The following is a 19788-nucleotide window of genomic DNA, read 5'->3' as shown; positions in this document are numbered from 1 at the left end:
TATTGATATTATAAATCGATTAGAGTGTGTCTACCGTGTCGTCGACGACGATTTAGTAATTTTCTTCCGTTTTTTGTAGCCATACGAGCGCGAAAACCTATAGAATTGCGGCGCTTTCTTTTGCTAGGTTGATAAGTCCGTTTCACAATGCCTTCCTATGATTTTTGAGCTTCGACTTCTCTTCGTAGAAACCAGAAGGGAACTCGGCAAAATTTTAAAAGATCGAATGAAAAAGATCAAGAAGACATAAAATTCTCACCTGTTTTAGAAGAAAAATTCTGTGCATATAGTCTAATATTGCAAAAAAGCCTCTAAGAGATTAAATTTATGACTTCCGGAAAGATCTTTATTTAAAAAGTTTGTTTCCAGATTGAGAAATAAAAAGGTTTTCATGAAAGTTAGTTCATCTATAAAAGCAGATCCTTCAAAGGGAGATAAGCTAGTCCGTCGTAAGGGACGTCTTTATGTCATTAATAAAAAAGACCCCAATCGTAAACAGCGTCAGGCTGGCCCCGCTCGCAAGAAATAATTTAAATTTTAGGTAAGAAGCTGTATGGCAAAAAAATCATCAGTTGCTAGAGAAGCTAAGCGTCGACGATTAGTAGAAGCAAATTTTCATAAAAGAAGTGAGCTACGCAAAATTGTCAAAAGCCTAGTTGTTAGTGAAGAAGAGAAAGAAGCTGCTCGTATTTCCTTAAACAAAATGAAGAGAGATTCTTCTCCTTCTCGTTTGCATAATAGATGCATGTTGACAGGTCGTCCTCGAAGTTACTTAAGGAAATTTGCAATCTCAAGAATTTGTTTTAGACAAATGGCTTCTATGGGTGAAATTCCTGGAGTTATTAAGGCTAGCTGGTAAAAATACTTAGAACTAAGTTTTTCTTAGGAAAATAAGCGTTGTAGATTTATAAAAGAATCTCTAACGCTTCTCTTAATTCAGTTACGTTCTTTACCCTCTCCCAATTCGCCATTCCCTTTTTCCATACCCAAATTTCTTCAGGAGATATATTTTCCTGGGCATGACGTTCTTTGTCTCTGAGAAAGATAAGCAAATTTTCCAGAGAGAGAGGTCCGATATTTTGCTTGTCTTTACTCAGGTAAAACCACTTTTCTGTGTCTATAGGAGCCTGTGTTAAATCTGAAGAATCTGAAGATTTTTTCTCTAGGGTTTCAGAGTTTTGTATTTCCTCTAAGATATTGAGATTTCCTCCTGTTGTCGGTGTTTTATGATTTTGTGAATTATTTTTTGATAAATTTGGAAGAATAAGTAAAAGTACTATTCCAATGATACCAAAAAGCATTCCAGCAAAAAACCATCCAATAGGATTGCGATTTTTTTTAATTGCTATGTATGCAGAAAGGCAGCCTAGAACTAAATAAAATAAGAAAAATGAAATAGGAAGTATTGAAGGTAGCATATTAACCGTTGTGTCATTAGACTATCGCTAGCGCTCATTATTTCTATGAGATGCATTTCTTGCCATAGAAATAGGGTGAAAAGGAGAGAGAAGTATGGATAAACAAAATTTAAAATTAGATGTTAAGGAAATAGAGTTTCCTGAGACAGTGTTTAGCCGTGATATAGAAACTCGAGTTATTCAGGTAATAATCTTACATTGTTTAGCTAAAATCAATGGGGTTTCTCTTTTAGGAGGAAATTTAATCGACACTTTGTTTGGTCGAGACATTGAGAGAATGAAGGGTATTTACGTAGAGCAAGACTCCAAAAATCATTTGGTAAAAGTTCGCGTAGAGGTGAATGTTGATTATGGTGTTTCTATCCCAGAAAAAACAGAGGAAATCCAAGGGTGCATAGTCTCTGAAATTTCTGAATATACAGGTCTTCATGTTGCTGCTGTACATGTGATTATCAAAGGCCTTACCCAACCTAAAGATCGTACTGAAGAAGATGTTGAAGGAATGTTTGTTAATGAGCTTCCCCCTCCTGAAGATTTCATTGTAGAACCCAAAGAAATGGAGTAATTTTTAAAGTTCTTGTATATCAGCTTTCTTAATAAGAAGTTGTTGAATATCCTTTCTCGTTAGCCCAGGAATAGCTTCTAGCTCTTCCTGGGAGGCTTTCATAATGTTTTTCCAGCTTTTGAATTTTTTCAGGAGTGTGTTTTGCTTTACCTTTCCAATCCCAGGAATTTTTTCTACGAAAAAAAAATCTTTATTTCGTTTTTGTCTATGTTTGCCGATAGCAAAACGATGAGCTTCATCTCTTAGTGCTTGGAAAAATTGTAACAACTTTGATGATGATGCTAGTTGAAGGCCTTTAGGGAAAGCTTCAGAAAAGATTTTATCTTTGGTTAAAGATCTACTGTGATTACTGGCTTCTTTTGCTAAAGCTATAACTTCAATACCTGTAAGATTAAATGTTTCTAGTAATTTCTTGGCTAATACGTAATGAGCTCGTCCTCCATCAATTAAAATCATATCAGGAAGAACTGTCGTTAAAGATTTAAACCTTCGCAATAAAACTTCTTCTAAAGCTCCTAAATCATTTTTTGCAGCATTTGGTGAAATAGAAAATGTCCGGTAGTGTTGTGAAGCTAAACGGTCATTCTCAAAAACAATATAAACTCCAATCGCGTGTGCTCCATGTAGATGTGCATTGTCATAGCACTCAATTCGATAAGGGTAATTTTGAATATATAAGATATTTTTTATGTCTTCATAAGGTAATTTTAATTGCTTGGAAATAGTTTTAGCATATTCTTCAGCGTTGTGTTGTGCTAAGACTATGAGTTCTTTACGATAGCCTGTTTTCGGAGCTCGTAAACGAAGAGAGAAATTTTTACTAAGTAAGGAAGAAAGCTCAGGGGACAGAGAAATAGGAGTTAAAACCTCTCGAGGTAATTCGGTCTGGTTTTCATAAAATTGTAAAATAAAAGAAGAAAGAAAATTTTGATCTTCTTGAGCATTTTCGAAAAATGAATAGTGACGAGTGCCTAGAAGCTTCCCTGAACGAATAGTAAGGACTGTAAGTATGGTATCTCTTTGATGTCTATAGAAACCCAAAGCATCGATATCTTGATAATAAAATTTCTCAACATGCTGCTTTGTCATGGCTTGTTTGATGAGTGTGAGTGTTCGATAATAAATTGCTGCTTGTTCAAATTTTAGTTGTTTAGAAGCTTCCTGTATTGCTTTTTCTAACTTAGAAATTACTTCATCTATTTTCCCTTTAAGAAATAAAATAGCTTTCTCTAGAGTTGCTTGATACTCTTCTGGAGAACAAAAGCCAACACAGGGGGCTAAGCAGCGTTTCATTTCATAAAGAACACAAGGTCGCTTTCTTAAAGCGAATTCTTTGTCGGAGCATGTTCTGAGAGGAAAATAAAGGCCTAAAACCTCTAAGAGAGCACGACATGCCTCGCTATTAACGTAAGGTCCGAAAACTAGTTGTTTTTTGGTAGAATTTATGGCCTTGCTTCGAATGGCTTCTATTTTTGGCCATGAATGCGACAACGATATAGCTAAGCAGAAAAAAGTTTTATCGTCTTTTAATAAAACATTGTATTTGGGACTGTGCTTTTTTATTAGATTATTTTCGAGAAGTAATGCCTCCGTTTCGTTAGAAACTGTGATAGTTTCTATAGAAATAGTTTTCTGCATTAAGAAAGGAACGCGTTCTCTAACATCCCTTTGCTTATGAAAATACATCGTTATACGATTTCTTAGATTTTTTGCTTTGCCAACATAGAGAACTTTTCCTTCAGCATCTTTCATGAGATATACTCCAGGAGTCGTCGGGATAAGTTTTGGCGAAAAATCTTCAATACGCATGACTAGAACAACATAAGCTGTTGATTCTTTTCTTGAGTTAGACGAGTTGCTGAGTCAGGACCTTCAAGTTGTCGTAAAATTTGTTGAGCTCTCGATACTACACATAAGGGAAACCCAGCAAGTCTTGCAACATGAATTCCAAAGCTTTTTTGTGAACAGCCTTTGAGAATTTCATATAGAAAAATCGGTTGACCAGAATTTTCTTTAACTCCAGCGTGGTAATTTTCTACGTGAGGACTTCGATCTTCTAAGCTAGTAAGCTCTTTATAATGTGTTGCAAAAAGAGTCTTTGCTTTTCTTCCTTCAGTAAAGAGTAAGTATTCTACAACTGCCTGAGCAATTGCTAGACCATCATAAGTACTTGTGCCTCGTCCTATTTCATCTAGGATGACGAGAGAGTGATTTGTAGCATTATGTAAAATATTCGCAGTTTCTGCCATTTCTACCATGAAGGTAGACATTCCTTTGGAAAGGTTATCTCCAGCTCCTATCCTAGTAAAAATCTTATCGATAATTCCGATATGAGCAGCTTTTGCTGGGATAAAAGAACCCATTTGAGCCATGATAACTAAAAGAGCAATCTGTCGAATATAAGTAGATTTTCCCGCCATATTTGGGCCTGTAAGAAGAATCATATGGGTTCGTAATCCATGCATTTCTATGTCATTAGGTATAAACCTCCCCGTGTCTAACAGTGTTTGCGCTACAGGATGACATCCTCGACAAATAGATAAAATGTCGCTGTTATCTACAAGAGGTCGGCAATATCCATAAATGTCAGCAAGCTCTGCAAGAGATAAGATGTAATCTATGTCTGCAAGGGCTTGAGATAGAGAAGAAAGAGTTTCTCGTTGCTGTAAAATCTGAAAACATAAGTCCTTGAATAACTGTGTTTCTATAGCTTGCATTTTGTCAGAAATATTAAACATGTCATCTTGGAATTGTTGTAATTCTTCTGTTGTGAAGCGCTCTGCATGTAAACGCGACTGACGACGAATAAAATTTGAAGGTAATTTTGGCGCTAATTCACTATTGATTTCTATGTAATATCCTAAAGCATAAGAAAAGCATACTTTTAATTTTTTGATTCCTGTTTGTTTGCGAATTTGTTCTTGATATTGTAATAACCATTCTTGAGAATGTTCTTGTGTATGATGTAAACGTTTTAATTCTGTATGAAAATCTCGAGAAAAGATGTTGCCCTCTGATAATCTTAAAGGTAAATCTTCATTTAATGATTGAGTGAGAAGTGTTACTAATGAAGAAAATTCAGCAGTTGGAAAAAACTTATCTTTAAAAAAATCTGGTAAAGAGAATGTTGCTAATAGAGAAAAAATAAAAGAACTTGCTTTTAAAGAATCTCTAAGTGAACCAATATCTTTTGGTCCAGCTAATCCTGTTGTAATTTTTGTCATTAAGCGTTCGATATCGCGAACTTGGCTTAAGTGTATTTTTATAGCTTTTCTTAGATTTGTTTCTTTCAGGAGAAAGTCAACAGCATCTTGACGTAGAAGAATATCTTTAAGGTTGTAGAAAGGACTTACTAAGATTTGGTATAGAAGCCTTCCTCCCATAGGAGTGCATGTTCTGTCCATAACATGGAGAAGAGAGCTCTTCCCCATAGGATCATTTAAAGGACAGAGCAATTCTAAATTTGCTTGTGATGTTGTATCTATCAACAGTCTTTGTTGTTTTCCATAAGATTTAGGGATATCGATGTGCTTTATTGGTAAAAGAAGCTTGTCTTGAATATAGGAAAGCAATCCTCCTGCAGCATTAACCGAGGGAAGATACCCTTTAAGACCAAATCCATCTAAAGAAGCTACTCGAAAATGTGTTATCAATTTTTGAGTGGCAAATTGGTGTTCAAAAGCCCAATCAGCATAAACAGATAAAGTAAGTTTAAGATGTTGTTGAAGTTGTTGTATGACTGTAGATTGTTTTTTATAAAATTTTTCGTAGCTTAAGACTTCTTTTGGAGCTAAACGGCAAATTTCATCTATTAATTCTTTAGGGTTATCATATTCTCCAAGAAAAAAAGAGCCTATGGATAAATCTAAACAGGCAAAACCAAAAAGAGAGCCTATACGATTAATGGCAAGAATATAGTTATTTGTTTTTTCTTGAAGTAGAGAAGAAGATAACAAAGTCCCTGGAGTGATGAACCTTTGGATATCTCGAGATAAAGGCTTCGATTTTCCTTTGACTTCTTTGCTTTTAGGGTCTTCAAGTTGTTCTGCAATAGCAACTTTGAAACCTTTATTCACTAAACGATCAATATAGCTGTCTATAGTTGTTACAGGAATGCCGCTCATGGGAATTCCTTGTCGTTGAGTTAGGGTGAGGCCAAGATATTGAGAAAGAAGAACAGCATCATCATAAAAAGCTTCATAAAAATCTCCCATACGAAATAGTAGAATAGATTCTCCTGCTTTATCTTTGCATTGATTCCACTGTTCCATCATGGGAGTAGGTTTTTTTGTCGTCATGATTCATTCGGAAATTTTATTTTTATGTTAGACAAGGATCTTTTTAATGGCTTTAATTGTAATATCGAAAACTTCTTTTTTGTGGATCCTCTTGGCTCTTTGACTTTTATGGGGGGATAATTTTTTTGATTTTTTACAGAAGTTACTTCGATTTCTCTCTGAGAGTTTACTATATTTGTTCTTCTGGATCAAGCAAGGACTAAAGGAACTAAAAGAGCTTCTTTTACCAAAAGTTATCACGGCGTTTCCTTTCTTTAAAACCTTGGTGTATGGCATAACCAAAGAATCCACAGAGCTAATATTATGTATACAGATCAAAGTTTAGACAACCTAAGACATAGTATAGATATTGTTGATGTTCTCTCTGACCATATACATTTAAAACGTAGCGGAGCGACATATAAAGCTTGCTGCCCTTTTCATACAGAAAAAACTCCTTCATTTATAATAAACCCTGCGGGAGCTTACTACCATTGCTTTGGATGTGGTGCTCATGGAGATGCTATTGCTTTTCTCATGCAATATTTTGGATATTCATTTACTGAGGCTGTTTTAGTCTTAGCCAAGAAATTTCATGTAGAACTTGATATTGTATCTAAAGAATCAGGAGTTTCTGCCTCTATAGGAGTTAAGGAGGAACTTCGTAATATAAATTATGAGGCAGAAAAATTTTTTCGTTATTGTCTATTTCATCTTCCTGAAGGCATCAAGGCGATGCAGTATTTATATCAGCGAGGATTTTCTCCAGATACTATAGATCGTTTTTGTTTAGGTTATGCTCCCGAACAATCCGTTTTTCTTTTAGGAATGCAAGATAAAAAATTTACCCAAAAACAATTGAAAGAAGCTGGTTTTTTTGGAGGTAAGTGGTTTTTGTTTTCTAAAAGAATAATTTTTCCTATACACGATGCTCTGGGATATACCTTGGGTTTTTCATCTCGAAAATTTTTAGAAAATGTTCAAGGAAGTAAATACGTTAATACTCCAGAGACGATTCTTTTTAAGAAGTCTCGAATTCTTTACGGTTTAAATTTCTCCCGTCGGCGAATCTCAAAAGAAAAGAGGGTGATATTAGTTGAAGGGCAAGTAGATTGCTTGCAAATGATTGATTCGGGATTCAACTGTACTTTGGCAGTCCAAGGTACAGCATTTACAGAAGATCATGTTAAAGAACTTTCTAAACTTGGAGTTTTAAAAGTTTTTTTACTTTTCGATAACGATGATGCAGGAAACAAAGCAGCTCTTCGTATCGGGGATATGTGTCAAGCTGCTGGTATGGCTGTCTTTGTTTGTCATTTCCCTGAAGGTGAAGATCCCGATATATTTTTAATGCGGAGAGGAAGTTGCGCTCTTATTGATTTGCTTGAACAGAGTGAAAGCTACCTTGCCTTCCTGATTAGTGAAAAAATTAAAACTCATCCTAACTTTTCTCCCCAAGAAAAAGCTCTTATTGTAGAAGATGTTGTGCGACAGGTTAAGCGTTGGGGAAATCCAATTCTTGTGTATGAGCATATGAAGCAGTTAGCTTCTTTAATGATGATTCCTGAGGAAATGGTCTTTGCTTTAGTTCAAGCTAAAACAAAGGTTCCCATTTCCACCATTACTGCAAAACAAAAGGTTCCTAGGATTCATACAGATATTATTATAGAAACAGACGTATTGCGCTGTATGCTTTTTAGTAAAACTTCAGAGCTTTTTATTCTTCATACGGCAAAAAGTTACCTTTCTTCTGAGGATTTTAAGCATTCTGAATGCCGAAAGCTCTTTTCCTTTCTCATTGATTACTACGAGTCTCATCGAAAGAATGCCCCTTTGGAAGAAGCCATAGCAAAGCTTTCTGATTCTATGATTATAAATCTATTAACAAAACGACGACTAAATACAGAAATTTTAAGTACAGTATTTGTTCAGGCTTTAAGGAAACTTGCAGATAGACAATGGAGAGAGAGAAATCTTGCTCTAGTAAGGCAAAAACAGGAGTTAGGAGAGAAACTTTCTGTTCTAAAAGATTACGTACAGATTTATAAAGATAGAACCACAATTGATATTATTTACCCTGATCCCGAGGAAGAGTTTTCTTCGCAGTAGAATCAAGTGTTAGAAAAACTATCAGTTCTTAAATTTAAATAGCCTTCTATAGAGGGTTTTTTAATATTGTAATTATATTAAGTTTATTATATAATACTATTTTCTTTATTCTTTAATAGAAGAATTTTTATGAAGTTTTTAAAAATTTTGTTGCCATTAACAGTTTGGATACTTTGTGTGTCAGCTCGTTCACAAGTATCTCTAGTAACCGAGGCTATTGGCGTATCAGCTTTAAGAACCTTCGCTTTATCTGAAAAAGTGCACTCTGCTGTTGAGGCTTTGGGCTATGGTTTTGGAGCTCCATCTTTGGTCAACGAATGGCAGGCACAGCAGTGGCTCGATTTGGAGCAATTGATTTCTCGTAGTGAAGTAATTTAAAATAAAGAATTTTTCTTTGTTAGAAATATTTCTTTACCTTGTTTTTTAAAAGTTATATGCGATCTTTTTTATACTTTGTTCTTTGTTGTTCTTTTTTCTCTTTGTTTGGAGAACAAAATAATCGTGATTTTGAAAATCGGATTCAGGTAGTTTGGCCTTCACAATTGCCGCATGTAGAGGGCTCTGGAGTATTTTGCCGGTACCAACCGGCTTTTGATGATGCACAAAAAAATAATAAACTAGGAATCCTTGTTTTTTTCTCAAAAGAAAGCTCTTCAAAGCTAGACTTTCTTACACAAAATTCTTTTTCTCTTCCTTCTTACCTAGAACCTTTGTTTAATGTAGTCATTTTAATGCCGGGGATAATTAGTCCTGCAGACTTCCCTTTAAAAATGGACCCCATGATTCTTTATATGGCAGAATTTTCTACAGAGTTTCCTAGCATTTTAGATTATGATTCTCCTTGTTTATGCTGTATCTTGTTAGATGATACAGGAACTGTCAAAAGTCTCGATATCCTTGAGATGTAATTAGTCTTATTCGTTTATGTTATCTGATACTTAAAAAACGAGAGTATCTTTTAAAACCCCGCTTGAGTTATCTTCTTGGAGTGTTTTTTTCGTGGGGAGTTGTCATATGCGTATTGTGTTGGCTATTTTTTCTTTGTTATTGATGTTACCAATTATTGCTGTTGGGAAGTTAGGTGGCGACGAGGAGTCTGACAAGCAGATGAGAGTTATCTCGAATTTACAGATAAATTCAGAGATCTTTCGTTCTTATCCAGAAGGTTTAAAAGGAGCTCTTGATTCAGATCGTGATATTGTTTTTGTTGTAATGAGCTGTTGTTACAGTGATGCCGGATACCATTTTTTGGTAGAGCTAGCCGAATCTTTAAGCAATTCTATGCTCGGAGATATAGCTACTGTTGTGCTTTTATGTCCTTCAGAGACGAGTGAGCATTATCTTGATACTTATCAAAACGATCTAATGGCAAAAAATGTAAAGGAATTCAGAGATGAATTCTCAAAAGAAGTTTTTCCCGAAGCTTGTTTGATAACTATTGAAGTTATGGAAGATGGTTCAGGACATATCGTAGACATTGCTTCATTGATGGGCGAAAACTTTTTTTCCTCGCATACATAAAAGATTTGCTGAAATTTACTTTAGAGATTTTTTAAGAAAAGATCATATCTGTATAGGGATCTTTTTTACTTTCTTATATAAAAGAATTTTTTTAAAAAAGGAGTGCGCAAAAACCTTATCTCCGATAGCCTCTCTTCGTTGTTTTAGATAAGGATGAGTTGTATATGCGTACTTTATTTTGTTTATTTGCTGCAGTGAGTTTATTTTCTCCATATATAAGTGCTGAAGATAAGCAGGAAGACTTGTTAACGAATGATGAAGTTTCTGTTGATGAAGTTTTTGTTGAAGAGACCCGTTTTTTTACAAACTATAGAGAAGGAAAGAAAGTTGTAGAAGAAGAAGGAAAAAATCTAATCTTAGTATTTTATTCCGATACCCATGAACCAAGATACGATAACTTTTCTGAGTATGATTTTTCGAAAGAAATTTGTTGCATGATAGGATCTGCAGAATACGTCATTTTTAACAAAGGTCCCGAAGATCCGAACGTAAAAGAGTTTCTTGAGTTTTTCACTGGTTTTATCTTCCCTATAGGGGGGCCTAGCATGACGACTATTCTTATAAATTACGACGGAGAAGGCGATTTTATTTTAGAAAGTCATCTTTTAAAAGACATAAAACATCATTATTAAAAAGGTCCACAAGCGCCTTTTTAAGATTTTTATAGACTTTACATGTACAAGGCTTCCCAATTATACCAAGAAAACTTCTCTAATGCTGTTAGTAATAGAGAAACTCTTAAGTTACGCAAAGCTTCATTATTGCTGGCAATGTGTACTTCATTCAAAAACTTTTGAATAGATTGGGAGAGTTCTCCAAGAGAAAGAAAGTGTTCTATAAGTTCTTCAGGTGAGGCTTGATCTGTAATTTTTGGAAAAAGATCCAAAACTTTTTTAAAGTTTTTATCAGATTGCTCTCCTAATGAAGGACTTTTTTCCGTCACACAGAGTCTTATAGAGGCTAGTATCTTTTTTAAACGATTATGTGCTGTTATAATGTTTGTCAAAGTCTCTGGTTTTTCTTCTTTTAATTGATGAATGGCTGTTGCTGTATGAATAATAGCAACGGGATTTCTAGTAGAGGTTTCTGAAATGACCATAGAAATCTCATTCTTACTAAATCCTAAAGAAGTTAGAAATGTTTTTAACCTTCCCCAAATCAATGAAATAACTTGTTCTACAACAAGATGTTTTTCCCAAAATATAGAAGTTTTTGGAGAAAAATTATCTACTAGACTATGTAACAAAGTCTCTAGATTAATGGAGATTTTAGAAGCTGATAATAATGTGAGAATTTCTAAAGATTGACGGCGTAAAGCATAAGGGTCATGCGAAGATGTTGGTTTTAAATCCAGAATAAAACAGGATAGTAAATTATCGAGGCGATCTAAAAGAGAAAGTAAGGTACCTGTAGGGGAAATTGTTTGACCTAAGGTAATATGTCTTAAGTGTTCACCAACAGCTATCGCCGCTGCAATAGGCAATTTTGCATGCTTTAGGTAATATTCTCCCATGATTCCTTGAAGTTCTGGAAATTCGAAAACGACAGAGGAAACCAAATCTATTTTACAATACTTGATAGCTATATCTAAGTCTTCAGAATTTCCAAGAGATAATAGGGAATATGCTACTTTTTTATGAGCTTTCAAACGTTCTACTTTATCATATAAAGAACCTAAAGCTTCAAAATAAGTCACAGACTTAAGTTTCTCTATAAAATCTTCTAAAGGAGTGTGTAAATCCTGGTCAAAAAGGAAAGCTCCATCAGTAAGACGCGGGGTTAAAGCTTTCTCATTGCCCTCTATAAGAGTATTGTTAGGCGAGTTGTCAGAAACAAAAACAAAGAAATTTGTTATGGATCCTGAACTTTCTTGAGTTGGAAAATACTTCTGATGATTCACCATCTCTGCAATAAGGAGTTCTTTAGGTAGAGAACAAAAGCTTATTGAAAACTGCCCACAAGTAACAAATGGGTGCTCTGTAAGGAAAACAGTTTCTTCGATAAGGCGAGAATTTGCTATTGGAGATACTGTAGCAGAGCTGTGAGCTTTTAATCCTTTTTCTATAATAGCTAAGCGTTCTTGTTGTGAGACAATAACACAAGCGTTTCTTAATGTGTCCAAATATGCTGCAGGAGATGGTATGGGAATATTCCTAGGGTCGAGTTGTCGGTGCCCCCAAGTGTTCCGAGATGCCAAAATGGTTCCCACCTTTATAGGTAAGACGTGTTCCCCGTAAAGAGCTACTAACCAACGAATAGGTCGCGCATATTCTATCCTACTCGTGTCCCAAATCATTTTTTTTGGAAATTTCATTGCCTGAATTAGCTTTGGCAACTCTTCAGAGAGAATATGAGTAGTTTCTAGACAGATTTCGGGAGTTAAGAAAAATAAGTATTCTACTTGATTTATTAGACGAACAGCAAAACATGAGTGTAGAGAAAGCTCTTCGCGACTGGAAATCAAAATATTCTGAGCAGAGAAAAATTGCTGTCCCTGCTGAGAGAGTTCCCCAGTTACTTCAAATAGAGATGCTATTGGAGGGCCTTTTTTTTCTGTTGCTTTCTGAATAGAAGTCGGCGCAAGCTTATAGATAATCAAAGCCAGCCTTCTTGGAGATCCAAATACTTCTAATTTTTCATAACTAATTTTGTATGTAGAAAGAAGCTTTTTAGCTAAAGATTCTAGTTGTTGAATGCCCACAGAAACAAATGTTGCAGGAAGTTCTTCAGAACCGATTTCAAATAGGAAGTCTTGTTCAGAAGTTAGCTTCGGTAAAGATTCTAAAGATATCGTCTTCTTCGAAGTAGAAGACGTTTTTAGTAGAGGATAATTTAAAGATGCTCGCCATTCCACATAACGATCTGCAACAGCGCGAGCTAGTTGGCGAATGCGAGCAATATAACGGGTGCGTTCGGTCACTGAAATAACCCCACGAGCATCAAGAATATTAAAAGCGTGCGATGCTTTTATAACAAAGTCATATGCAGGAACAGGAAGACCTTTATCCAAAGTCGCAAATGCTTCTTCAGAAAAGTCTTCAAAATGTTTTAACCACATTTGTACATTTGCTGTATCAAAGTTATACTGACTCCAAGCTTTCTCAGACTCATTGATGATCTGGCCGTAAGAGAGATCTTCGTTCCATAAGATGTCATAGACGGAGTTTTTCTTTTGTAGGTACATTGCTACCCTTTCAATCCCATAAGTAACTTCGCCACTGATCGTATCAAGAAGTTTGCTGCCAATAGCTTGAAAGTAGGTAAGTTGGGTTATCTCCATCCCATTTAACCAAACTTCCCAACCTAAGCCCCAAGCTCCTATTGTCGGGTTCTCCCAGTCATCATGAACAAAGCGAATATCATGATCACAAAGCTCCAAACCAATAGCGCGAAGAGACTCTGTATAGAGAGTCAAAAAATTATCGGGAACAGGCTTAAGAATGACTTGAAGTTGATGATAGTTCTGTAATCGGTTAGGATGTATTCCATAACGGCCATCTTGAGGTCGCCTGGATGGTTCTACATAAGCTGCTTTATAAGGTTCGGGCCCTAATGCTCGAAGAAATGTTGCAGGATTGAAGGTTCCTGCTCCGACTTCAAGATCGTAACCTTGATGCACAACACAGCCCTGTTCACTCCAGAATTGCAATATCGTTGCAATCATAGATTGTAAAGTAAGGGGATGGGAGGACATGCTGAAGCTCCGGAATTCTAAGACTTTTCAATAACTCATAGCCCAAATTCTTAGTATCTATGAGGTTTCTTTACTACGAAGGAAGTATCACAATATCATATGGGAAGAAAAACTAATAGTACTTAGAGAAAAGAGTGAAATGAAACTTTGTTAATTGTGAATTTCATTACTTCGAGAAATTCCATGCTTGCGATGTAATAGTAATCCATTTAACGTTATCTTTATAGACATTTGTAAGATGTTTTGGAATGATTCTAAATGTTAGAGGTAGAAGGTGGGTCTGCCTAATTATTTAACTTTTTCCCGGCTATTCATTACACCCATTTTTATGGTTCTGTATTTAAAGGGACAGTGGTTTGGGGTATCTTCTACAGTTCTTCCCTACGTCTTGTTATTTCTACTGGTAGTTTCTGAACTAACAGATGCTATTGATGGTTATATTGCAAGAAAATTATCACAAGTTACTGATCTAGGAAAACTTTTAGATCCCATGGCTGATGGAATTTATAGAACTTCTTTGTATCTCACCTTCACTCAGCCCCCAGTAAACCTTCCTTTATTGCTAGTGTTTATTTTTTTAGCTCGAGATTCTGTGATTAGTACCTTACGCACTGTATGTGCTTTTCGAGGCGTTGTTATCGCTGCTAGGGCTAGTGGTAAAATAAAAGCTGTTCTTCAAGCTATTAGCTTTTTCTTAATTATCTTTGCCATGATTTTACGCTCTTTAGGAGCCCTGTCTGATAACGGTTTGGAGCTATTTGCTTCTATTGTTGGCTCAATTGTTGCTATCTATTCTGTCGGCTCGGGAGTAGAGTACTTTTGGGTAAATAAAAATTTTCTATTACAAAGGCTTAAAACAAAGTCTTCCGATTATGATAATAGTGAATGATAAATATCTTCATAACGTTGTCTCATAGTGTCCAATCCCGAAGAACTTTGCATTCCTTTCTCTATTAGGCTAAACCATATTTCTGGTTCGCAACGATATGTTTTAATAGCTTGGCTTAGTGTTGCTCGAAATTCATCAAAATTATCTGTTCGCGAAAATACAAAGCCATTTATTCCAGAAAATACAGTATCGGCAAGGCCTCCCGTTTTACGAACTAAAGGAATTGTTCCGTAGCGCATGGCTATGAGTTGAGTTAGGCCACAGGGTTCTGTATAGGAAGGTATACAAATCATATCGGCTGCGGCATATGTAAGACAAGCGAGGGGATGATTGTAATCTAAAATTATTCTGATGTTTAGAGAATTTGTTAGAGACTTTTGTAAATTAGAAAATTGATACAAAAATTCTTTATTATAACAAGAACCTATAAAAACTAGAGTATAAGCATTTTCCATTGCGTGTAAAATTGCCTCTTTCATGAACTCAGGACCTTTTTGTTCAACAATTCGAGAAATTATACACATGAGAGGGGAGTAATCTGATTCTAATCCTAGTTTTTGATATAAAACAGATTTATTCTCTTTCTTCTTTAAAACTAAAAGCTCAGGCTCTTCTAGTAAATTTTTGTTATAGTTTGCAGCAAGATGAGGGTCTGTCTCAGGATTCCAAATGTTTTCATCGATACCGTTTAAAATTCCTGATAATATATGGCTTTGTTTCTCTAAGGCATCGTGGATTTCATTATCAGAATAATCGCTCATTATTTCTTGAGCATATGTAGGAGAGACTGTCGTAATATAATCTGAACAATAAAGCCCCCCCTTCATCATGACAGATGTTTGTGGATCTCTACATAGACTATAATTACTTAAGTGAAAATCGTCTATTCTTGTCTCAGAAAGCAGCTGGGTGTTACAGTAGCCTCGATAACAGAAATTATGAATAGTAAAAATAATTTTAGGATAATAAGGACTTTGTGGATGCTTTAAAAGACCAGGAAGAAGTCCTAGATGCCAATCATGAAAATGTACGATATCAACAGGCTCTATTTCGTGAATGTAGGCTGCAGAGGCTGCAGAAAAAGCTGTAAAACGAAAAGTATCATTTTCTGAATAAACCGTCGGCGTTGAGAAGATTTCTATTTGTGAGTCTAGCCTAATAACAGAAAGCTTAAGTTTTTCATACTGATAGGTAACGCTAGAAGCGTGTTGTTGTCCTAGAAAATCATAGGAAAAAGATCTTCTAGTAAGAATGGGAAAATCAATGTCTTCAAAAATTAAAGGATAACTTGGAATAAGTACTTCAACTTCATTATGCTCAGCTAAAGATAAGGTTAAACTGGCAACGGTATCCCCCAATCCCCCAGTCTTGATTATAGGAGCAAATTCTATAGCCGCATGTAGGATTCTCATGATTACTCTCTATAAATTCACATTATTTCAAATACCAAGCGAAGAACTAAAAGCTCAAGGCTAAAAAAGAATGATTTTTGAGATTTTCTTATTTCCAAAAACAGTTGATTCGATAAACTAGAGCTTCTTATTGGGGTGTGGCCAAGCGGTAAGGCAGCGGTTTTTGGTACCGCGTATCGGAGGTTCGAATCCTTCCACCCCAGAACCTCTTTAATTTCCTCAGCACTATTTTCTTCCCCATTTATGTCGTCCAGCATCTTTGAACAAAGATATCAGGAGATGATTGTTGATTTTCCAGGGAAAATATTGACTTTTTCCAAGGTAGAGCTATAATTTTGCATCGAAATCTGTCAGATACACCTCGAAGAGGTCGCAGTCTTTAGTCCCTAAGTTTTAAAATTTGGACGCTCAGGATTCGTACGGAGCGGAAGGCTCTTTTAGCTCAATTTTATGGAGAAAGCAAACTATGGAGCTCGTAGTTACAAGTCGAGAGACTGGTAAAAAATCATTTCTTAAGAAAATTCGTCAGCAAGGGGGAATCCCCGCAGTAATCTACTCTTCAGGAAAGAGTCTTGCCAATGTTACTGTTGATGCACTTATTTTTAACAAATTTTTATCTAATCTAGAAAGTGGTGCGCTCTCTTCTACAATTTTTTCTTTGACATATGAAGGTCGTGTAATAAAGGCTTTAGTTAAAGATATTCAATATCAAGTGACAACTTATAATGTAAGCCATTTGGACTTTGAAGAGCTCGTAGAAGATCGTTCTGTGAAATTAAACATCCCTATTCGGTGTACTAATACTGTGGATTGCATTGGTGTAAAGCTAGGAGGATCCTTAAGACAAGTAATCCGTTCCATTCGAGTTGTATGTAAGCCTAAAGACATTATCCCATGTCTAGAGCTTGATGTACAGTCTTTGGGATTGTCTCAAACTCGAAAACTGTCCGACGTGGTAATACCCAAAGGCATCAAACCAATAACTTCTCTTAAAGAAGTTGTGGTAACAGTTTCTAGAAGATAAGCTCTATGGTTGTTAAGCTTATTGTTGCTATAGGAAACCCAGGGAAGGCATACGCATTTTCTCGTCATAATATAGGTTTTTTATTGGCAGATAAATTAGTTGAAGAGTTGAGAGGATCGCCATTTAAGCCTTCCTCTAAGAACTTTTCTTCAATAGCTAAGGTTGAAACTCCTTCCGATTGTTTGGTGTTTATAAAACCTGAAACTTTTGTTAACCTAAGTGGAAAGGCTGTGTTATCTGCTAAAAGTTTTTTTAACGTAGATTCAGAACACCTTTTGGTTCTAGCTGATGATGTAAATCATTCTTTTGGAAAAGCCCGACTGCGCTATCAGGCTGGTAGTGGAGGACATAAAGGAATCAAAAGTATTGTAGCGAGTTTAGGATCTAATAATTTTTGGCAGTTAAGACTTGGAATCGGGAGACCTCTTAATGACTCTTCTGGTTTATCAGATTTCGTACTTGGACACTTTTCTGCTGAAGAAAAAGAGCAGCTGGGTGTTTTTTTTGCTGAAGCTAGCACTCTCTTTACACAATGGTGTTTGGAACCTCGAGCTGCTTAAAGCTTAATGGAAATAATTTTAGTGGACTGAGATATCCTCAGGATAATAAACTGTTCCACTTGTCTGTGTTTAGGAGTTTTTAATGGGAAGAAAGACAATGCAACTTTACGAAGGCGCCTATGTATTTAGCGTGACTCTCAGCGAAGAGGCTAGACGTAAGGCTCTGGATAAAGTTATTTCAGGTATAACTAATTATAATGGTGAAATTAATAAAATCCACGACCAAGGACGTAAGAAATTAGCGTATACTATTCGCGGGGCTAGAGAAGGCTATTATTATTTTATTTATTTTACTGTCTCACCTGAAGCTATTGCTGAGTTGTGGAAAGAGTATCATCTAAATGAAGATCTTCTCCGCTTCATAACCCTCAAAACTGACTCTATAAAAGAGGTTTTAGAATTTGCCTCTCTACCTGAATAACATATTAAGGAGATAATATGAATAGACCTGTTCATTCGAATGAACAAAGAAGGAAACGTTTCCAAAAGAAATGTCCTTTTGTTTCCGCAGGTTGGAAAGCTATAGATTATAAAGATGTTGAAACTTTAAGAAAATTTATTACCGAAAGAGGTAAAATTTTACCTAGAAGAATCACAGGTGTTTCTTCTCGTTTTCAAGGTATCCTTGCCCAGGCAATTAAGAGAGCACGTCACTTAGGGTTACTGCCTTTTGTTGGTGAAGATTAATTTTAGAGGAAGAAGGAACAAAAATAATGAAACAACAGCTACTTTTACTCGAAGACGTTGAAGGATTAGGCCGAAGCGGGGATCTTATAACAGCTCGCCCAGGCTATGTTCGTAACTTTCTTCTCCCTCAACAAAAAGCTATTATTGCTGGAGCCGGAACCTTACGTCTGCAAGCTAAACTTAAAGAGCAGCGTCTACTTCAAGCTGCTGCAGATAAGACCGAATCCGAACAGCTTGCAGAGGCTCTTAAAACTATTGTTTTGGAATTTCAGGTTCGTGTAGATCCTGATAATAATATGTATGGTTCTGTAACCATTGCCGATATCATTTCTGCTGCTGCAGAAAAAAATATAATTCTTTCTCGAAAAAATTTTCCCCATGCTCATTATTCAATCAAGAATCTTGGGAAAAAGAATATCCCACTTAAGTTAAAAGAGGCTGTTTCAGCTACTCTTGTAGTCAATGTTAGTTCTGATAGTGAAAGTGTTGTTGTTCTTGGGAAAACAAATACTTCTTCAGAAGAATAGGAATGAGGTAGAAAATCTTTCTACCTCATTTAAGTGCGAGTAGCATGTCAAGCCTCAGGCATTTTTTTTCCCCAGCAAAATTAAATCTTTTTTTAAAAATTTTAAAAAAACGTTCCGACGGTTTTCATGAATTGGTCACGTTATATCAAGCCATAGATTTTGGAGATCGTCTTTCCCTAAAAAACAGCTTTGAAGATAGCCTTTCTTGCAATATTAGAGAACTTGAGTCCCCAAATAATCTTGTTTGGAAAAGTCTGGAAATCTTTAGACAGAAAACTCATATTGTACAACCTGTAAAATGGTTCCTGCAGAAACAAATTCCTATAGGAGCTGGTCTTGGAGGGGGAAGCAGTAATGCCGCAACAGCCCTTTATGCTTTAAATCAGTATTTTCAAACAGGATTATCTTTAGAAACCTTACAGATTCTTTCTGAAGAAATCGGTAGTGATGTTCCATTTTTTTTCTCTTCAGGAACCGCTTTAGGAAGTTCACTAGGAGAAAAGCTTTTTCCTTATAATAAACTTCTTCCAGAAGTCTCATATGTTCTTTATTTTTCTTCTCCAGGAGTTCTGACTAAAGATGCATATCTGCATCTTCAGTCATCTGATTTTAGTGAAAATAAAGATCTTTGTGATTTTCTTTGGAAAGGAAATGATTTAGAAAAACCTGTTTTTCGGCTTCGTCCAGATCTTCTCGAGAAAAAAAAATGTTTACAAAAGTTATGGAATCCCTTTCAAGGTAAAGTCTTAATGTCAGGATCTGGAGCAACCTTATTTGTTCACTATCCCAAGAAACTCGAACAAGACTTTCAAACTAGAAAAAAAATCCTCGCTCTTATAAGACAATCTCAAGGACTTTCTGTTCGTAGCCTTAATAAACAGGATCTTTGGTATAAAGAAGACCCTCTAGTTGCTAGCATGAGGAGTTAAAGAATTTTCCATTACAGCAATAATTTTATTTGCTTCAACAGAAAGAGCACTTTCTGCCTGACAAATTTCGTAAGAGTATTCTTTTGAAATTTTACATTTTAAAAGAGCTAAAGCTCCAATAGAATTTATTGAAATTTTTTGAATTTTTTTTGTGATCTCAATAGAGTCGTTGGCTT

General features: G+C 35.7%; 22 protein-coding genes and 1 tRNA gene. 16 read left to right on the top strand and 7 right to left on the bottom strand.

Features of this window, described 5'->3' with window-relative positions:
* Nucleotides 1–8: 8 nt before the first annotated feature.
* Nucleotides 9–146, bottom strand: a complete 138-nt coding sequence (gene rpmH / locus JMS40_RS00470) for a 50S ribosomal protein L34 (protein WP_201456325.1) — start codon at nt 144–146, stop codon at nt 9–11.
* Nucleotides 147–391: 245 nt separating this feature from the next.
* Here rpmH and rpmJ point away from each other — a divergent pair, with 245 nt between their 5' ends.
* Nucleotides 392–529, top strand: coding sequence for a 50S ribosomal protein L36 (rpmJ, locus tag JMS40_RS00465; protein WP_011006789.1), 138 nt, complete (start codon nt 392–394; stop codon nt 527–529).
* Between the two features lie 24 nt (nt 530–553).
* The gene (rpsN, locus tag JMS40_RS00460; protein WP_201456324.1) at nt 554–859 is read left to right on the top strand and encodes a 30S ribosomal protein S14; all 306 of its coding nucleotides are present in this window, start codon (nt 554–556) and stop codon (nt 857–859) included.
* 46 nt (nt 860–905) lie between these two features.
* On the opposite strand, the gene JMS40_RS00455 is transcribed toward rpsN, so the two are convergent.
* Entirely contained in the window at nt 906–1418 is a 513-nt protein-coding gene (locus tag JMS40_RS00455) for a DUF4339 domain-containing protein (RefSeq protein ID WP_201456323.1), read from the bottom strand.
* Between the two features lie 94 nt (nt 1419–1512).
* Between JMS40_RS00455 and JMS40_RS00450 the strand changes: the two genes are divergently transcribed.
* A complete protein-coding gene (locus tag JMS40_RS00450; protein ID WP_201456322.1) occupies nt 1513–1983 on the top strand; it encodes an Asp23/Gls24 family envelope stress response protein in 471 nt (156 codons plus the stop codon).
* A 3-nt stretch (nt 1984–1986) separates the two neighbouring features.
* On the opposite strand, the gene uvrC is transcribed toward JMS40_RS00450, so the two are convergent.
* Nucleotides 1987–3792, bottom strand: coding sequence for an excinuclease ABC subunit UvrC (gene uvrC / locus JMS40_RS00445; protein ID WP_201456321.1), 1806 nt, complete (start codon nt 3790–3792; stop codon nt 1987–1989).
* Nucleotides 3793–3794: 2 nt separating this feature from the next.
* Nucleotides 3795–6281 carry a DNA mismatch repair protein MutS gene (gene mutS / locus JMS40_RS00440; RefSeq protein WP_201456320.1) on the bottom strand — a complete coding sequence of 829 codons (2487 nt, stop codon included), beginning with the start codon at nt 6279–6281 and terminating at the stop codon, nt 3795–3797.
* Nucleotides 6282–6584: 303 nt separating this feature from the next.
* Here mutS and dnaG point away from each other — a divergent pair, with 303 nt between their 5' ends.
* The 5 genes from dnaG to JMS40_RS00415 all read left to right on the top strand — a co-directional run bounded on the left by dnaG (nt 6585) and on the right by JMS40_RS00415 (nt 10522).
* A complete protein-coding gene (dnaG, locus tag JMS40_RS00435) occupies nt 6585–8369 on the top strand; it encodes a DNA primase (protein ID WP_201456319.1) in 1785 nt (594 codons plus the stop codon).
* Nucleotides 8370–8498: 129 nt separating this feature from the next.
* On the top strand, nt 8499–8747 hold the full coding sequence (locus tag JMS40_RS00430; protein ID WP_201456318.1) for a hypothetical protein: 249 nt from the start codon (nt 8499–8501) through the stop codon (nt 8745–8747).
* Nucleotides 8748–8803: 56 nt separating this feature from the next.
* Nucleotides 8804–9277, top strand: coding sequence for a hypothetical protein (locus JMS40_RS00425; protein WP_201456317.1), 474 nt, complete (start codon nt 8804–8806; stop codon nt 9275–9277).
* 106 nt (nt 9278–9383) lie between these two features.
* The gene (locus JMS40_RS00420) at nt 9384–9890 is read left to right on the top strand and encodes a hypothetical protein (RefSeq protein ID WP_201456316.1); all 507 of its coding nucleotides are present in this window, start codon (nt 9384–9386) and stop codon (nt 9888–9890) included.
* A gap of 164 nt (nt 9891–10054) precedes the next feature.
* Nucleotides 10055–10522 (top strand): hypothetical protein, encoded by a 468-nt coding sequence (locus JMS40_RS00415; RefSeq protein WP_201456315.1) that lies wholly within the window; start codon nt 10055–10057, stop codon nt 10520–10522.
* 38 nt (nt 10523–10560) lie between these two features.
* Here the strand turns inward: JMS40_RS00415 and JMS40_RS00410 are convergent, their stop codons facing one another.
* Nucleotides 10561–13584, bottom strand: coding sequence for a glycine--tRNA ligase (locus JMS40_RS00410; protein WP_201456314.1), 3024 nt, complete (start codon nt 13582–13584; stop codon nt 10561–10563).
* Nucleotides 13585–13858: 274 nt separating this feature from the next.
* On the opposite strand from JMS40_RS00410, the gene pgsA reads away from it, so the two are divergent.
* Nucleotides 13859–14473 carry a CDP-diacylglycerol--glycerol-3-phosphate 3-phosphatidyltransferase gene (gene pgsA / locus JMS40_RS00405; protein ID WP_201456313.1) on the top strand — a complete coding sequence of 205 codons (615 nt, stop codon included), beginning with the start codon at nt 13859–13861 and terminating at the stop codon, nt 14471–14473.
* On the opposite strand, the gene glgA is transcribed toward pgsA, so the two are convergent.
* A complete protein-coding gene (glgA, locus tag JMS40_RS00400; protein WP_201456312.1) occupies nt 14455–15885 on the bottom strand; it encodes a glycogen synthase GlgA in 1431 nt (476 codons plus the stop codon). The genes pgsA and glgA overlap by 19 nt on opposite strands.
* A gap of 131 nt (nt 15886–16016) precedes the next feature.
* Between glgA and JMS40_RS00395 the strand changes: the two genes are divergently transcribed.
* From JMS40_RS00395 to ispE, 7 genes are all read left to right on the top strand, one after another.
* Nucleotides 16017–16088, top strand: a tRNA-Gln gene (locus JMS40_RS00395).
* Between the two features lie 263 nt (nt 16089–16351).
* Nucleotides 16352–16909 (top strand): 50S ribosomal protein L25/general stress protein Ctc, encoded by a 558-nt coding sequence (locus JMS40_RS00390; protein WP_201456311.1) that lies wholly within the window; start codon nt 16352–16354, stop codon nt 16907–16909.
* A gap of 5 nt (nt 16910–16914) precedes the next feature.
* On the top strand, nt 16915–17469 hold the full coding sequence (gene pth / locus JMS40_RS00385) for an aminoacyl-tRNA hydrolase (RefSeq protein ID WP_201456310.1): 555 nt from the start codon (nt 16915–16917) through the stop codon (nt 17467–17469).
* 82 nt (nt 17470–17551) lie between these two features.
* Nucleotides 17552–17890: a 30S ribosomal protein S6 gene (gene rpsF / locus JMS40_RS00380; protein ID WP_201456309.1), complete on the top strand. Its 339-nt coding sequence runs from the start codon at nt 17552–17554 to the stop codon at nt 17888–17890.
* 17 nt (nt 17891–17907) lie between these two features.
* On the top strand, nt 17908–18156 hold the full coding sequence (rpsR, locus tag JMS40_RS00375) for a 30S ribosomal protein S18 (protein WP_201456308.1): 249 nt from the start codon (nt 17908–17910) through the stop codon (nt 18154–18156).
* A 26-nt stretch (nt 18157–18182) separates the two neighbouring features.
* Nucleotides 18183–18683 (top strand): 50S ribosomal protein L9, encoded by a 501-nt coding sequence (gene rplI / locus JMS40_RS00370; protein WP_201456307.1) that lies wholly within the window; start codon nt 18183–18185, stop codon nt 18681–18683.
* 44 nt (nt 18684–18727) lie between these two features.
* Nucleotides 18728–19612, top strand: coding sequence for a 4-(cytidine 5'-diphospho)-2-C-methyl-D-erythritol kinase (ispE, locus tag JMS40_RS00365; RefSeq protein ID WP_201456306.1), 885 nt, complete (start codon nt 18728–18730; stop codon nt 19610–19612).
* Here the strand turns inward: ispE and rbp7 are convergent.
* Nucleotides 19589–19788 (bottom strand): reticulate body protein Rbp-7 (rbp7, locus tag JMS40_RS00360; RefSeq protein WP_201456305.1); only part of this gene is annotated, 200 nt, incomplete at its 5' end. The genes ispE and rbp7 overlap by 24 nt on opposite strands.

Origin of the sequence: Chlamydia sp. 17-3921 (genome assembly GCF_902705545.1) — a bacterium.
GTDB lineage: Bacteria > Chlamydiota > Chlamydiia > Chlamydiales > Chlamydiaceae > Chlamydia.
Note: the sequence above shows the minus strand (reverse complement) of the source record. Positions and strands in the feature narration are given on the sequence as shown.